The sequence below is a fragment of the Mangrovimonas sp. DI 80 genome (assembly GCF_001975575.1).
GTDB classification, from domain to species: domain Bacteria; phylum Bacteroidota; class Bacteroidia; order Flavobacteriales; family Flavobacteriaceae; genus Mangrovimonas_A; species Mangrovimonas_A xylaniphaga.
In genome coordinates, this window is record NZ_MSDT01000005.1 from 501,248 (window position 1) to 517,860 (window position 16,613).

Annotated in this window: 12 protein-coding genes and 1 pseudogene; 4 read left to right on the plus strand and 9 right to left on the minus strand. The window is 36.4% G+C overall.

Annotated features, from left to right (window positions below; genetic code table 11):
- Positions 1–49 precede the first annotated feature (49 nt).
- From menD to BKM32_RS11925, 3 genes are all read right to left on the minus strand, one after another.
- Positions 50–1,810, minus strand: coding sequence for a 2-succinyl-5-enolpyruvyl-6-hydroxy-3-cyclohexene-1-carboxylic-acid synthase (gene menD / locus BKM32_RS11915; protein ID WP_076663971.1), 1,761 nt, complete (start codon positions 1,808–1,810; stop codon positions 50–52).
- A gap of 125 nt (positions 1,811–1,935) precedes the next feature.
- Positions 1,936–3,066 (minus strand): chorismate-binding protein, encoded by a 1,131-nt coding sequence (locus BKM32_RS11920; RefSeq protein WP_076663972.1) that lies wholly within the window; start codon positions 3,064–3,066, stop codon positions 1,936–1,938.
- Between the two features lie 26 nt (positions 3,067–3,092).
- The gene (locus tag BKM32_RS11925) at positions 3,093–3,518 is read right to left on the minus strand and encodes a PaaI family thioesterase (protein WP_076663973.1); all 426 of its coding nucleotides are present in this window, start codon (positions 3,516–3,518) and stop codon (positions 3,093–3,095) included.
- Positions 3,519–3,571: 53 nt separating this feature from the next.
- On the opposite strand from BKM32_RS11925, the gene BKM32_RS11930 reads away from it, so the two are divergent.
- From BKM32_RS11930 to BKM32_RS11940, 3 genes are all read left to right on the plus strand, one after another.
- Complete coding sequence (locus BKM32_RS11930) at positions 3,572–4,213, plus strand: alpha/beta hydrolase (protein ID WP_076663974.1); 642 nt, start codon at positions 3,572–3,574, stop codon at positions 4,211–4,213.
- Positions 4,214–4,535: 322 nt separating this feature from the next.
- Positions 4,536–6,215: a T9SS type A sorting domain-containing protein gene (locus BKM32_RS11935; protein ID WP_076663975.1), complete on the plus strand. Its 1,680-nt coding sequence runs from the start codon at positions 4,536–4,538 to the stop codon at positions 6,213–6,215.
- Positions 6,216–6,419: 204 nt separating this feature from the next.
- On the plus strand, positions 6,420–8,090 hold the full coding sequence (locus BKM32_RS11940; protein WP_076663976.1) for a T9SS type A sorting domain-containing protein: 1,671 nt from the start codon (positions 6,420–6,422) through the stop codon (positions 8,088–8,090).
- Between the two features lie 62 nt (positions 8,091–8,152).
- Here the strand turns inward: BKM32_RS11940 and BKM32_RS11945 are convergent, their stop codons facing one another.
- Positions 8,153–9,100 (minus strand): nitronate monooxygenase family protein, encoded by a 948-nt coding sequence (locus BKM32_RS11945; RefSeq protein ID WP_076663977.1) that lies wholly within the window; start codon positions 9,098–9,100, stop codon positions 8,153–8,155.
- Positions 9,101–9,162: 62 nt separating this feature from the next.
- Positions 9,163–10,392: a class I SAM-dependent rRNA methyltransferase gene (locus BKM32_RS11950; RefSeq protein ID WP_076663978.1), complete on the minus strand. Its 1,230-nt coding sequence runs from the start codon at positions 10,390–10,392 to the stop codon at positions 9,163–9,165.
- 347 nt (positions 10,393–10,739) lie between these two features.
- Between BKM32_RS11950 and BKM32_RS11955 the strand changes: the two genes are divergently transcribed.
- The gene (locus tag BKM32_RS11955; protein WP_076664015.1) at positions 10,740–11,447 is read left to right on the plus strand and encodes an acetyltransferase; all 708 of its coding nucleotides are present in this window, start codon (positions 10,740–10,742) and stop codon (positions 11,445–11,447) included.
- A 111-nt stretch (positions 11,448–11,558) separates the two neighbouring features.
- On the opposite strand, the gene BKM32_RS11960 is transcribed toward BKM32_RS11955, so the two are convergent.
- The 4 genes and pseudogenes from BKM32_RS11960 to BKM32_RS11970 all read right to left on the minus strand — a co-directional run.
- On the minus strand, positions 11,559–14,426 hold the full coding sequence (locus tag BKM32_RS11960; protein WP_076663979.1) for a BspA family leucine-rich repeat surface protein: 2,868 nt from the start codon (positions 14,424–14,426) through the stop codon (positions 11,559–11,561).
- A 225-nt stretch (positions 14,427–14,651) separates the two neighbouring features.
- Positions 14,652–14,789 (minus strand): T9SS type A sorting domain-containing protein, encoded by a 138-nt coding sequence (locus BKM32_RS16670; protein ID WP_083702176.1) that lies wholly within the window; start codon positions 14,787–14,789, stop codon positions 14,652–14,654.
- 577 nt (positions 14,790–15,366) lie between these two features.
- A pseudogene (locus BKM32_RS16675) lies at positions 15,367–15,771 on the minus strand (T9SS C-terminal target domain-containing protein); the annotation flags it as partial.
- Positions 15,772–15,828: 57 nt separating this feature from the next.
- Positions 15,829–16,613: BspA family leucine-rich repeat surface protein (locus BKM32_RS11970; protein ID WP_171971873.1), on the minus strand; the 785-nt coding region annotated here is incomplete at its 5' end.

The following is a 16,613-nucleotide window of genomic DNA, read 5'->3' on the forward strand; positions in this document are numbered from 1 at the left end:
TAAAGATATGCATTTTTTTATGCAGAAATCAGTTTAAGCCTTTTCTCTATTAACGTATAAACTTAAAATAGTTCAGCAATACTTCATCATTTACCGTACTAGGGGTGAAAATTTCCAATAATTTTGGTTGCTCAGATTCATTATAAAAATCCTCTAAAGCCGCTGACAAATTTTCTTCGTTATCTGCCGTTTGATAGTCCAAACCATACATGGCACATAAATGCTTTGCTGTTAAATGATGTTTGGTTTCAAAGAAGGTATCAAAATTTTCTGTGTTTTTATGTCCAGGAAGAATTCTAAAAATCCCACCTCCATAATTATTAATGACAATGATCCTAAATGACTTCGGAATATGATTGTTCCACAACGCATTGCTATCGTACAAGAAGCTCAAATCTCCTGTAACAAATGTAGTTTGGGCTTCATTGGCGTGAGCAAAGCCAATAGCGGTACTTGTGCTGCCATCGATACCACTTGTTCCCCTATTACAATACACTGCCACCGTTGGATTCCCTTTAAAAAGTTGGGCATATCGAATAGCCGAACTATTCCCCATCTGAAGATTTGTATGATCCGGAATGCTCTTCAACAACTTTGAAAACACCTTAAAATCACAAAAAGGAATTTCCTCCATGTATTCACTGTGTTTTTCTCTTCTATGTGTTTTTACCGCTTTCCAAACTTGCTTGTAATTACTTTTCTTGATATGGGTCAACTTAGGCAACAAGCTTTCAAAAAATTGGTTTGGAGACACCTTAAGGTGTTTTTCCAAACAGAAAAACGTATCGTTGGCCTTTTTCTCATCTACATGCCAATGTTGTTTTGGCTTATATTTTCTTAAAAAAGCCTTGATTTTTTTGGAAACAATCAAACCTCCAAACGTAATCAAAATGTCTGGCTGCAACTCCTTAAACTCTTCATCGGTTAAAGGAGCAATGAGTTTATCGATACTAGGAAAGAACTCTTTATGGTGCAAATTGGAAGTCGTTTCGGTAAATACCAAGACACTATTGTCATTTGCCAACTCTTCAATCCACTTTGCTTCCAAAGCACTTGGACCATTCACCCCTACCAAAATCATTTTTTTGGAAGCATTGCTCCAATCTTCCAAGCAGAGCTTGAGCTCTAAAGCATCCATTTTTTTAGGCTTAACTTCTGGCTTAATGACCTTCGGATTCACAGTTAATTTATCTGCTATCTCATATAAAGGTTCATCAAAAGGAATATTGATGTGAACGGGCCCTTTTCTAGTAAGCGCAATATTAATGGCGTCATTGATTTCGTGTTCGTTCTCTTCCTGAAGCTCCTGTTTCAATCCTAAAAAACGCTCTAACTTATGTTCTATGCTTTTTATAATAGCAGGTTCATCGTCGTCCGAAGGTTTTGCTTTCACATCCAAATCCTGCTTTAAATTGGCCGAATACAAAATGTGATTTTTAAACACATTTTCTTGGTTTATGGTCTGTCCATCACCAATTCCTACCAAATATTTAGGACGATCTGCCGATAACACCACCAAAGGAATATCACTATAATAAGCTTCGGCAACTGCTGGATAATAGTTCAACAAGGCACTTCCCGAAGTACAAACTACGGCCACAGGTTCTTGAATACTTTGAGCAATACCTAAGGCAAAAAACGCTGCACATCGCTCATCTACAATGCTGTAACAAGTAAAATATTCGTCGTTGGTAAACCCTATGGTTAAGGGAGCGCTGCGGCTACCTGGAGAAATAACAATATGTTTTATGTTCTTGGCTTTACAAAGCTGTACTACAGTTTGTGCGAGTGGAATCGCGGAATATTTCATGAATCGAGTATCTACAAATGAGCTGTAAAATTAAGCATTCTATGAATTATACTAAATTAAAAGGACGTTTATTCAATACAGCTTTTTAAATTTTATTTACCCAGAACAAAGCCTTTCTTTTGTCTTCATTTCTGAACAGAATTCAAGACTTTTTTCATGGTTTTGGATTTGTTTACGGTTTCCTCCCATTCCAATTCCGGATTAGAATCTTTGGTAATGCCTCCACCAACATAAATCAAAGCCGCATCATCCTTAAGCTGCATACAGCGCAAGTTCACATATAAATCGGTCACCGTTTTTACAGTATCGTAAGCATTGTTTTCGATGTTTCTTCGTTTAGTATTGCGAGCGTTCTTCTCCTTAAGATTAAGTTCCCCAAGAAAACCTGTGTAGTAAGTACGATTGTAATGCTCCTTTTCAATAATAAATGCTTTTGAAGCTAGTTTTGGCAATCCACACACCGCTGGTGTTGGATGCAATCTTTTAATAACTTCTTCCAAATTGCCATTCAAAGCGCCACTAATCTTGGTTTGAATATGAAGTAAGCCTCCCGCCCTAACCGTTCCTGGTTTTGTAACTCGTAAATTGCCCACAACACCTTGGAGACTTTCCACAATAAAATCGGTGACGAATTGTTGCTCCTGCTGCTCTTTAACTCCCCAAACGACATCTTTTGTATCTTTATAAGCCTGTGTTCCAGCCAAAGCCATTGTAGACATCCTGTTATTTTCAACTTTCAGCAAGGTTTCAGGCGTTGCCCCAAGCCACAATCCTACTTTAGGATGATACCAACAGTACACAAAGGCGGTTGGATATGTAGCCAATAATTTTAGGAACAATTCGATCGGATTCGGAGTATCCAAAACAACCTTTTCCTGCCTTGAAAGCACAACCTTTTCAAAGTCTCCTTTTTGAATGGCATTTACACCTTCTTTCACTAAATCCACGTGTTGCCTTTTGTATGCTTCAAGATTGGATGAAGACCATGAATTCTCTCTTTCTTCGAATTCTTTTAAATCGTAGGATTCCACTCCAAAAACCTCTGAATTTTCAAAAGGAATCAACACCATGGGATTCTTATCATCAAACGGCGTCATCACAAAACCTTGTTCGAAAAAATCCTTTACAAAATGTAACTTATCATCCTCTTGCACCAAGGCTTTTATTGCCTTTTTATGTGGCTTTCGATAAAGTACAAAAGGACGTTGGGATTTGTAGAAATCCTGAAATTGTGTCAAAAATGCCTCTAGATCCATTACTTATTTTTAGGCAGGGAAATCCATTACTTATTTTTAGGCAGGGAAATGGTGGACAACTTACATACAGAAATCAAATTATCGTCATCGTCAGTCACGCGAATATCCAAAAGCTGCGTCGTTCTTCCTTTATGGATAAAAGTGGCTTTGGCATAAACATTGCCTTCACGAATACCTTTCAGGTGATTGGCCGTAATTTCTATACCTCTCACAAAAAACTTTTCAGTATCCACAAAAATATGAGAAGCAAAGCTCCCTACGCTCTCCGCCAATGCTGCAGTAGCCCCTCCGTGCAATACCCCGTCTGGTTGGTGCACTCTGGAATCTACAGGCATTTTGGCCACCAAAAAGTCTTCCCCAAAGTCCACAATTTCAATATTCAAGGTTTCCATCAAGGTATTTTTACATTGTTCATTGGCACGTTGCAGAACCTCTTCTTTCGATAATTGCATAGAAATAGTGTAATTTTAAAGTCGATTGTAAAAATACAAAACCAAGACTAATAATGAATTTATCCGAAAAGGAAATCACCTATACTACCACAAATTCTTACGCCACACTCAACCAACTTACAGAACGCACCAAGAATATTTGGTTTGTTTGCCATGGCATGGGCTATTTAAGTCGCTATTTTTTAAGACATTTTGAACATTTGAATACCGAAGAAAACTACATCGTTGCGCCACAGGCACAGAGCAAATACTATATTCCTCCAAAACTGAGACATGTGGGAGCCAGTTGGCTTACCAAGGAAAATACGCTTAAGGAAACTGAAAATGTGATGCGCTATTTTGATGCCGTTTGGGAAGCAGAACAATTCCCTGCTGACAAAAGATTGATTGTCTTAGGCTATTCCCAAGGGGTTAGCGTCTCTATGCGTTATTTGGCCAAACGGAAATTGCAATGCCATGAATTAATCATTCATTCCGGTGGCATTCCAAAAGAATTGACTCCTGAAGATTTCAACTATATGGATTCCTCTACGCAAGTATCTCTTCTATATGGCACAGAAGATGAATACTTAACAAAAGAACGTATGGAAACAGAAATCAACAGAGCAAATTTGCTATTTCCAAATACCTTAAAAATCATTTCTTTTGAAGGTAAACATGTGGTGAATACAGAACTTATTTCTGATTTGATATAAGCCAAAACGCCTCCCAAAATCTTAAATTGAAAGCTTATGAGGTAAAACTTCATATGAAAAACCAACAAATATGTTTAAATAACCTCAATTTAAGATATCCCATGGTCATTCATACTGACTCATATTTAACATTTTAAATTAAACACCCTAATTTTTAAAAATATTATCAAAAGACAAGACTTCTAACGCTCTTTTTCATAAAAATTATTTTACATCTGTTAAAAAGTAAGGGATTTCATGAAAATTAACAAATATTCATATATTTGAGGCAGAAGCCACACGTCTTCTTTTTATCAACATAATGCTTAAATTTTAATAATTTATGAAACTAAAACTACCTAACTATTTCTTAGGAGCTTTTTTAGGAGCTTCATTTTTTGCAAACGCTCAAAACTACGAACCATTATTGGTGAGTTCAGGATTTACTGAAGACATTATAGCTAACGGCCCTGGTTCTTCTTTATACTCAACCACAGAAGATGCAGATGGTGCCTACTACGCCTTTATGAGTAATGATTTTAACCCTGATGGAGCAACAACTTTAACCAATGCCCTTCCTACGGACGGACTTTTTACTTCTATAACAACAAATGGCTTAATCTTTCAGTTGGCCGACTATAGCAGCAACAACTCCCTACGCCTTGTTGGTGAAAACGCAAGTGGTACAATAACCTTTTCCAATTCTATACAAGCTACCACGCTATTTGTTGTTGGAACCTCTGGAAGCGGGGATTCTGATTTCATTACAACAGTAACATTTTCAGATAATTCAACACAAACTTTCGATGCAGTGACAATGCCCGATTGGTATTATAAAACAACTCAGCCCAGAGCACTTCAAGGTTTTGGTCGTGTTAACAAAAATACAGATGAATATACCACTGGAGGAACAAACCCAAGATTATACCAAATAAAATTGGAGCTTTCACCTGAAAATTACGGGAGACAAATTCAAAGTATAACAATCACAAAATCTGAAAGTGGCGGTGTATTAAATATTATGGCCTTTTCTGCCGAGTTAGCCCCATCTTGCCTACCAATTTATAACCTTGAAGCCTCTACAGGCCCTAGCAGTGCGGAAGTAACTTGGAGTTTGCCTACAATAGTTCCTTCTAATGGATTTGACTACTACTTATCCACTGAAAGTACAGCCCCTGATGCCACTACAGAACCAACGGGTAATTTAAGTGCTTCTACAACATCCTTATCATTTCCAGAATTAGCAACTGGTACAACTAACTATTTATGGATTCGCTCCAACTGTGGAGGATATGACTTAGGAGATTGGTTATTGGTAAAATTTACTCCCGGACAGGCTAGCGCTACATATACACAAGGAGATATAAACACACATATGAACTATAGTTACTATATAACACCTACTTCTACCACAACTTGTCCAGGCCTATTAACAGTAACTGTTCCTGAAGGCTATCAGGTATCCAATGTAGGGGTATCTTACAGCATGACTTCCCAAAACTACGCCTATAGATCAGAAGCAAGATCCTTATTAGTTTGCAACACTACAGGCAACCAAGAAACAGAACTTTTTAAAGGCACAGGACCAATGGGGACACATAACTATAACCGAGATAATTTAACTATAGCCAATGGAGCGACTGGAACTGTAGAATTTGAACTTAGAGCATGGAGAACATATGGGGGCGCTCCAGACTCTTGTAATGACACTTATATAAAGGTAGACAATAATACTTGGACAGTTACTGTAACCTACGAACCTACAGCTTTATCGACTCCTAGTTACAAACTTGAGGAGTTATCTATTTACCCAAATCCAGCGAACAATGTTGTTACAGTAAAAGCAGGTGAAGAAATTTCAGATATTACTGTTTTTAATCTTTTAGGGCAAGTTGTATTAAATAAAAATGGGAATGGTCTTACTGAAGAACTAAACATCTCTTCTTTGGCTCAAGGCAACTACATTTTAAAAACCACTACTACAACCGGAAAACAAGGTACTACAAAATTGATAAAGCAATAAGCTTGAATAATTCCATAAAAAAGGGAAACATTTAGTTTCCCTTTTTTATTTTTGGAGGATTCCTCCATAAAGCTTATCTGCCATCAGTCTTTGAATTTTAAAAATTAAGGCACCTAGTAAAATTAGGATATATCCATATATTTGGCATCGGAAGACAAGAGTCTTCCGTTTTTATTATTACAACGCCTAAATTTTTAAATTTTTATGAAATTAAAATTACCTGCTTTATTATTGGGAACCTTTTTAGGAACTTCTCCTGCAATAAACGCACAAAATTATGAACCCTTATTAATAAATACTGGATTTACAGAAGACATTATTGCCGAAGGGAGCGGGTCTGCCTTATATTCCACTACAGAATCCCTAGATGCCACAGACTGGAGTTTAATGAGTAATGATTTTAATCCTGATGGATCGACAAATTTAGAGAATGCCCTTCCTACAAATGGTTTCTTCTCTTCAGAAGCAACATCTGGACTTAACTTTCAATTAGGAGATTACAGTGGTAGTAATTCACTTCGCCTTGTTACTCAAGAAACAAGCGGAACCCTGACTTTTAACAATTCTGTCCAAGCCTCTAAATTATTTATTGTAGGAACTTCTGGGAGCAACAGTTCTGAATTTGCAACAACCATTACTTTTACGGATAATTCAACTCAAACCTTCACTCCTTCCTTAATGCCTAATTGGATGGGGAGTACATCACAACCTAGGGCATTAATTGGGTTTAGCCGAGTTAACAGAAATACAGATGTAATTGAAGTAAACACCTTAAACCCTAGATTATACCAAATACAATTAGACATTCTACCTGCAAATTATGGGAAAACAATTCAAAACATAGAAATTACAAAAACCTCCGCTTCGGGAGTCTTAAATATTATGGCAATTTCTGCTGAATTATCCCCTTCATGTTTGCCTATATATAATGTTGAAGCTGAAACAGAAGCAACAAGTGCTGTGATATCTTGGGGCATTCCCGATCTTTCCCCTTCTAATGGTTATGATTACTATTTATCCACAGACAGCACAAGTCCTAACTCTACAACAGAACCTACAGGAAACCTAGACGCATCAACTACTTCTCTGTCTCTCTCCGAATTATCGACTGCAACCTCCTATTATTTTTGGATTCGTTCAAACTGTGGGGGCTATGATTTAGGAGATTGGTCAATGATTTCATTTACTCCTGGACAAATTAGTGCAACTTACACAGAGAGGGACATTGAAACCCAAAAAGGAGTGCCCTCTAGTGTAACTGGAGACAATACATGCCCCGGTACACTGACAGTTTCTATTCCTGAAGGATATCAAGTCGCAAATGTATCTGTATCATACAATATGTCCGCTCTAGGTTATGGTCACAAATCCGACCAAAGATCTATTCTAGTATGCAATACAACAGGAAATACTGAACCCAACATCTACTATGGATATGGCACCACAGGTACACATATCTACAACCGTAACAATATTGACATAGCTAATGGAGCTACAGGCGATGTTGAATTTGAACTTAGAGCTTGGAGATCCTGGGGAGGTACAACTGGAGAATGTAGCACAGTTTACAACAAAGTAGACAACAATACGTGGACTATTACCGTAACCTATGAGGCTACTTTATCCACTCCTAATTATGAGTTGGAGCAATTGTCAGTATATCCTAATCCTGCAACCAATGTTGTAACTGTAAAAGCTGGAGAGCAAATTTCAGGTATAACTATACTTAACTTATTAGGACAAGTTGTAGTAAATCGTAAAGGAAATAGCTTTTCTGAAGAAGTAAACATTTCTAACTTGGCTCAAGGTAATTACATTCTAAAAACCACTACTACAACTGGAAAACAAGCCACTACACAATTAATCAAGCAGTAAGCTTATATAATTCTATAAAAAAAGGGAAACATTTAGTTTCCCTTTTTTTATACAAAAATCTTTCATCTGGTCAACCTTCTTACAATATTTTTTACAGGAAGAATCTCATGAGTGTATTCTATACTTGGTCCTGCCACCCATACTGTTTTATAGGTTGCTTTGAGCGCTGCATTCTCTGTAGCTTTCATACCTAAGTAAAACCTTAGCATTTTTACCCATTTCTTCAACTTTTTGTTTTTATTTAAAACCGTTTCCAACCAAGTAGCTTTTGTACCTATTTTTTGTACATAAGGTGTATTGATGACCGTACATGGCGTTCCCGAAATTTTTTCGGTCATCACAATATCCTTTTTCCCGTAATCGACACAAGCCTGTTTGTATTCTTGAGTCACTCCAGCTTCTTGTGAGGCAATAAACGGACTTCCTACCGAAACTCCTGCAGCACCGTATTTAAACATTTCATCTACATGTGCTTTCGTACCAACTCCTCCAGCCGAAATCACTGGAATATTACAATTTGCTTTGATTTCCTTAATGAGTTGCTCAGGTGACATTTCCCCACGGTGCCCTCCTGCTTGATTGTTTACGGCAATCACAGCGTCTGCTCCAAGCTCAGTTACTTTTTTGGCATAAGCAAGATCAGTAACATCGCAAAACACTTTAATGCCATATTTATGGGCTTCACGAATGGTTTCTTCTGGACTTCCTAAAGACGTAATGATAAAATCACAACCCTCTTCACATAATAGTGCTAACTGCTCTTTGTATTTAACGTTCGATTTATTGACTATCAAATTAAAGCCAAAAGAACCTCCTTGGGGCTTTGCAACCTTCAGTTCCTTTATAGCTTCCTGTAATTCCGGAAGCGTTCTATAATTTAAAGCGGGAATACAACCTGCAATGCCTTCTTCCATGGCTTCTTTCACCATAGCTACATTGGACACCAAAAACATTGGTGCCATGATAATAGGGTATTTGATGTCTAAAATTTCTGTAAGTTGGGGTCCCATATAGTTTGCTTATACAACAAATATAAGCATTTTACTATGCGCGCATAACAAGAAGTGGATTTCTAATCTAAAAATTGATAGTATGCACATTTTAAGTAAGCTCCCTCTGGGAAGTTCACAGGATGGTCAATATCATGTTGCGTTTTTAACACCAATTTAAACTTCCTCCCCTCACTACTTAATACTTGATTGTTAATATCAAAAAAGGCTTGAGCAATCACCCTTGAAGAACAGGAAGCTAACACCAAGAGACCTTTTTTAGCCGTTAATTGCGTGCCCAATGTTGCTAACTGAGCATATTTTTTTTTCGCCAAATCAACTTCGGAAGCTTGTTTTGCAAAACTAGGCGGATCAATGACCACCACGTCAAATGTTTTTCCTTTCCGAATTAGATTTTCCAATTCTTTGAACGCCTCACCTGCGATGGTGTTATGTACACCTAAATAATCATTTAATTTTCCATTGGCTACGGCCACTTCTAAAGCCTGCTTACTAATATCCAAACTAGTTACTGAAGTAGCCCCGTTATATAGCGCATGAACTGAAAACCCTCCTGCATAAGAAAACACATCCAACACGGTTTTGCCTTTGCTCCATTCCCCCACCTGTTTTCTATTGGCTCGATGATCTAAAAAATAGCCTGTTTTATGACCTTTAATAACATTGGCTGAGAAATTCACGCCGTGTTCTACAAATTTCACAACCTCATCCTCCAACACCCCATAAACTACAGAACCGTCAACTAGTTTTTGATTGGATATATTTTGAAGATTTCGGCTTAAACGAATCACTACGGTTTCAGAGCCAGATACTTCTTGCATCATCGGCAAAATAACTTCTAAATAAGGAAGCCAAATTTCAGAATACAACTTCACTACCAATACCGAAGCATATACATCTGCAATTAAACCAGGGAAACCATCATTTTCGCCAAAAATCAATCGGTAACTATTAGTATTGGTCTGTAACAATTCAAACCGTCTTGTATAAGCCTCATTTATTCGCCTTTGGAAAAAAGCAGCATTAACTTCCACTTTTTCACCACCACTATAAAGCATTTTAATTTGAATGGGAGAATTGGCATCGTACAGCCCTAGTCCAATTACCTTATTCTTGTTTTTACTAAAAATAATGGCAAGATCACCCGATTTTGCATCCTCATTGATCTTGACAATACTGTTTGAAAACACCCACGGATGGCCTTTTACAACAAACTGCTCTCCTTTGGCATTCAACTTTACCGCCAAACGCTTGGGCTGATAATTAGACTTTATATTTTCAAAAAATGGCATAGCTAATATATGAGTGTTCAAAATTATGGGTTTTAATTGGATTCGGATAAATAAAAAAACAAGATTTCCTTTAAACCATCATTCTATAGCATAATTGAATTCGATACTATTTAGAAGAAGGAAAAAAAATGATAGTGATCAAGTTAACAATAAAGAATTTTATAGCATTTTCTCAAATAGTAAGAGCCTAATAGTTGTCCAAAATAGGATTATATTTACATTTTTCGTTATCACAAATAAAATAACAAATTAAAATATTATATTTGAGTAAGTTCCGAATTCAATTCAAAATGTCCTACCCCAAAAACATTAAAAAGAATACCAAATTAACAAGCAAATGTATTTCTATGAAAAATGTTTTAATAGTTGGAGCTTCAGGTCATTCAAAAGTAATTATTGATATTATACACAAAACTAAAGCTTACAACATTGTGGGCTTTATAGATTCTTTTAAAAAGAAAGGGGATATTGTTTATGGATACAAAATTTTAGCAAACTTCACTGACATAGATGAGATTATTTTAAACTATGATATCTACGGAATTATAATTGGTATTGGTGACAATCATACGAGAAAGGAATGCAAAGAGAAAATCAACAAAATTTCATCCTATATAAAATTTGTATCAGTAGTTCATCCAAGTGCTATATTAGCTAATGATATTACGATCCCTGATGGAACTGTAATTATGGCTGGAGTAGTTATAAATGCCGATGCCAAATTAGGAGAATTTTGTATTTTAAATACCAACTCTTCCCTTGGCCATGATAGTATTATGGAAGATTATTCAAGTTTGGCCCCCGGAGTTACAATTGGAGGCAATGTTAAAATAGGATATTGTTCTGCCGTTTGCCTTAAAGCTTCCATTATAAACAATGTACATATTGGTCAACACACAGTTATTGGTGCTGGATCCGTAGTGGTCAAAAATATTGGAGATCATACCGTTGCTTATGGTATACCTGCAAAAACTATTAGAGAAAGAAAACCGAACGCCAAGTATTTACTGTGCTCAAATTTGCGAAAGCAACAGAACTCAATATCTCCATCTTAGAAACAATCATTGTACATGTTTTTTCAAGGAATATACCTTAAATTTATCTTAAGATTACGTAAACAAAAACGCAACCAATTATGGTTGCGTTTTTCAAACATAATTCCTGTTTTATTTTTTAACAACTCTTTTTACCAACTGTCCTTTGTTTGTTTCCAAACTCAACATATAAACACCTGAGGATAGTTGGTCTGTTTTTATATAGTTGGTGTTTTCTTTTGTTTCTAACAATAAACGTCCTTGCATATTATAAAGTTTTATTGAAATTAGCTCTACCTCATCATTCATTTCCAAATGGATTTCTCCATCTATTGGGTTTGGGTAAACAGTTACCAAACTTGACAAAACATGTTCTTCAACTCCCAAAACACCTACAACTTCCGTGGTAACAGTATTGGTGATGATAGGTGCATTATAATCAAAATAAATACTAGCATTTCCACTCATGGTATCACCAACCTCTACCGTTGTTTTAGGCTTGATTTTATAAGCGATAAAACCATGGCTTTCCTGTTCATTTTGCGACTCTGCAGACAGATAAATACCATTAAAAATAAAATCTACCTCATTGCCATTAGTGACTTCCACTTGATATTCATGACTAGCGTTGGTAATACTTAAAGTACTCCAATCCAAATTTTCATGCAGTTCATCTTCTACCCTAATATTAACCGCACTGGCAGACCCAGTATTTTGGAACCTGATCAAATAATCCAAATATTCACCTGTTTGTTCCATTACAATAGTTTCTCCCTGCAGCACCTGTTTGTCATTCGGATCGCGGGAGTTAACCACAATTTGCTCCAAATTAAATGTATTGTCATTGGGTGTATAATCATCGGTGTTTGGCAACACCATAGCCGTAAAGCTTAAAACATCACCACCATTAACGATTGGAGGGGTAAAGGTTTGCATGGTTATGCTTGTTTCCCAACTCTCAAAAGGATTAAGGGCTGTAATACTAAATTCTAGACTATTAGAGGTAGTTGTTTCTGTCTTTGCAGATGCGACCACAAAACTTTGCATAGCCTCATCAAAAGTGAGGGTTGCCGTTATGTTATCCATGCTTTGTGTGCCCAAATTTTTGACCACCAATTTATAGGTAGCCTCATAACCAGGTCGCCCCTCAGTGATTGGTAATAAGGTAATACTTAAATCATTGACAACTTGGCTGGAGGTGATACAAAAATTAACAATTTCATCTATAGTACTTGTAAAATCAACCTCTATAGCTTCAGGACTAACCGTGAAGTATTCAGGCACATTTACCAACGAAACAGTATAATTTTCATCCCTTGTTGGAATAGAATACATACCATTGGCAACAGATTGTCTAAAATTACTAATACCATTATCCAGATTTACAAAAAAAACATCTGCAACTAAATCTTCTGTTGTACATCCATTGGCATCTACATCATAGAATACCGAACCTGAAATAGAATTACAAGTTAACGACAAATAATCACGTACCATATTCCATCCCAAAGTATTGATTAAATAATCACGAGCTTCTTGATTGCAATAGAATAAGCCATGAGCATTAAAGTTTAGCCCAGTTGGCATGTCTAACTCTGAAAAACGCTCCAACAACAAATCATAATTAATAACATTTAAGCCAGAATACATTACAAAGGTAAAAACACTCGTAGCTGCATTAGTAAAATCCCAGTTATCAAGAGGCTGATTAAAGTTAATTGCATAATAAAACATGGAATACATATTAGTTACATTGGAGACATCCCATGCATTAAGGGGCTGGTTGAAATTAGTTGCCTCACTAAACATGTATCCCATTTCTGTCACATTAGAAACATCCCAAGCATTAATTGGATGGTTAAAACTGCTTGTTCTTTTAAACATACCAGCCATATTTGTTACATTGGAGACATTCCAAGAATTAAGGGGTTGGCTGAAATCAGTTGCCTCACTAAACATACCACTCATGTCTATTACATTTGAAACATCCCAGGCACCAATGGGTTGATTAAAATCTGCTCTGTAAAACATATTGCTCATATCCGTTACGTTGGAGACATCCCAAGGAGCAATAGGGTGGTTGAATTTAGATTCGTAAAACATACCTTTCATAGTTAGCACATTGGAGACATCCCAAGCCTCAATGGATTGGTTGAATTTAGCCCCACAAAACATATAGCTCATATCAGTTACATTTGAAACATCCCATGCATCGAGAGATTGATTAAATTTCACTGTTCTGTTAGTTGTACTAAAAATTCCATCACTAAACATATTACTCATATTTGTTACTTTGGAAACGTCCCAAGCATTAAGGGGCTGATTGAAACTAGTTGCTTGCAAAAACATCGCTTCCATATTCACTACATTAGAAACATTCCAAGCCTCAAGGGGCTGATTGAAACTACTTGCATAAGTAAACATCCTACCCATAGTTGTTACTTTGGAAACATCCCAAGTATCCAATGGTTGGTTAAAACTAGTTGCTCTGTTAAACATCCCAGCTAAATTTGTTACGTTGGAAACATCCCATTCACCAAGATTGGGTATAATAGCTAATGAAGCACATCCATAAAACATTTCTTTCATACTAGTTACTTTACTCAAATTCGGCACATCAGTGGCATTAATTACCAAATTAGAACAGCCCTTAAACATCCCCTCCATAGATGTCCATTCTGTATCCCCCCACTGTTCCACACTTTTTAAAAGTGTTTCATAATCTTCCTCTAATAAAAACCTATCGAAATTACCAGATACTGTTACAGTATAGGTGCCAGGTGCTTCGTAGGTATGTGAAGCGACACCTGATTGATTTGTTAAAATTGTACCGTCTCCGAAATCTATAGTGTAATTCCCTCCTTCTCCATATTCAGTTTCAAAGCGAATAAGAAGCTGATTACCATGACCAGCCACTCCCCAAGTAGTGACAAAAGGTGCTTGTGCAACAGCAGCGGATGTCAGTAACACAAATGTTATAAATAAGCAGATTTGTTTCATTGGTTGATTAAGAAATTAGTTGGTTTTCACTATAAAAGAAGAAAAATTATTTAAAGCCTACTAATTATTTTTAAAATTTTTCTTACAACATCAATATATAAACACTTGTTAAGCCAAAGTTTGAAAAACCCCTTTTTCTATTTTCAACCTCAAAAAGTTATTTTGCCAAATAAAAAAACGCAACCGGAAATGATTGCGTTTTAATGTTCTTTTATATCGATTACTTTATTTCTTAACAACTCTTTTTACCAATTGTCCTTTGTTTGTTTCCAAACGCAGCATATAAACGCCAGACGACAATTGTTCTGTTTTTGATATGGTTGGTGGTTTCTTTGGTTTCAAGCAATAAGCGTCCTTGTACATTATACAGTTTTGCAGAAATTAGCTCAACTCCATCATTCATTTCTAGATAAACCCCTTCACTTATTGGGTTTGGGTAAACAGTTACCAAACTTGACAAAACATGTTCCCCAACTCCCAAAACATCCACAACTTCCGTGGTTACGGTATTGGTGATGATAGGCGCATTATAGTCAAAATAAATACTGGCATTCCCACTCATAACATCCCCAACTGCTACGGTTGTTATAGGCTTGATTTTATAAGCAATAAAACCATGGCTTTCTGGTTCATTTTGTGACTCTACAGGCAAGTAAATGTCATCAAAAATAAACTCCACCTCATTGCTATTGGTAACTTCCACCTGGTAGTCATGACTAGCACTGGTAATACTTAAAGTACTCCAATCCAAATTGTCATGCAGTTCATCTTCTACCCTAATATTAATGGCACTGGCCGTACCTGTATTTTGAAACCTGATCAAATAATCCAAATACTCACTTGTTTGTTCCATAACAATAGTTTCACCCTGCAACACCTGTTTGTAATTAGGATCATAGGAGTTCACCACAATTTGCTCCAAACTAAAGATATTGTCATTAGGCGTATAATCATCGGTGTTTGGTAACACTGTAGCTGTAAAGTTTAAAAGGTCATCACCGTTAACAGCTGGAGGCGTAAAGGTTTGCATGGTAATGCCTGTTTCCCAACTCTCAAAAGGTGCAAGGGTTGCAATGGTAAACTCCAAACTGTTGGTAGTTGTTGCGCTTGTAACTGGATTGGCCTCCACAAAACTTTGCATGGCCTCATCAAAAAGGAGGCTTGCCGTTATGTTATCCATACTTTGGGTGCCCAAATTTTTAACCACCAATTTATAGGTAGCCGTAAAGCCCGGTCGCGCCTCTGTAATTGGCAATAAGGTTATATTTAGATCATTGATATCTTGATTGGCCGTGACGCAAAAATCGACCTGCTCCCCTGTTGAAGTAGCAAAATCAACCTCCACAAATTCTGGAGTAACAGTAAAATAATCTGGGAGGTTTACCAGTGAAACTGTAAAGCTCTATTCCGTTGCAGCAAAAGTATACTCACCACTCTGTATAAATCTCTTATAGGTTTCAATACCATTATCTATTTCTATTGAAAAAATATCGGCAGGTATATCGCTTTCTGTACAACCATCATCATCCAAATCAAAAAAAACACCTCCAGATATTATATTACATGTTCCAGACACTCCTGCATCATTTATATTCCATCCTAAAGTATTGGTAAGATAATCATGAGCCTCCATATTACAGTAAGTCAATCCTAAACCACCAAAATCCAAAATTTCCTCCATAGAATTACTCATATATATATCCACCAAACTACCCAATAACAAATCATAGTTTTCTGTAGATAACCCTGAACCGTTTAAAAAATTATCAAATCCTCCAGTTTTAATATCTTCAAATTGCCAATTATTAAGTGGTTGATTAAAATTAGTTGCTCCCGAAAACATATGAGACATATAACCTACATTGGAAACATCCCAATTATCTAAAGACTGGTTAAAATTAGTTGCTCCTGAAAACACCCAATTCATAAAAAATATATTGGAAACATCCCAATTATTTAGTGGTTGGTTAAAACTAGTTGCGTTCTTAAAAACACCTTTTATATCCGCTACACTAGAAGTATCCCATTCATTTAATGGCTGATTAAAATTAGTCGCTTCTGAAAACATCCAATCAATATAAGTTACATTAGAAACATTCCAATTATTGATAGGCTGATTGAAACTGGAGGCCTCTGAAAACATAGCCGACATATTTGTTACATTGGACACATCCCAAGCATTCAAAG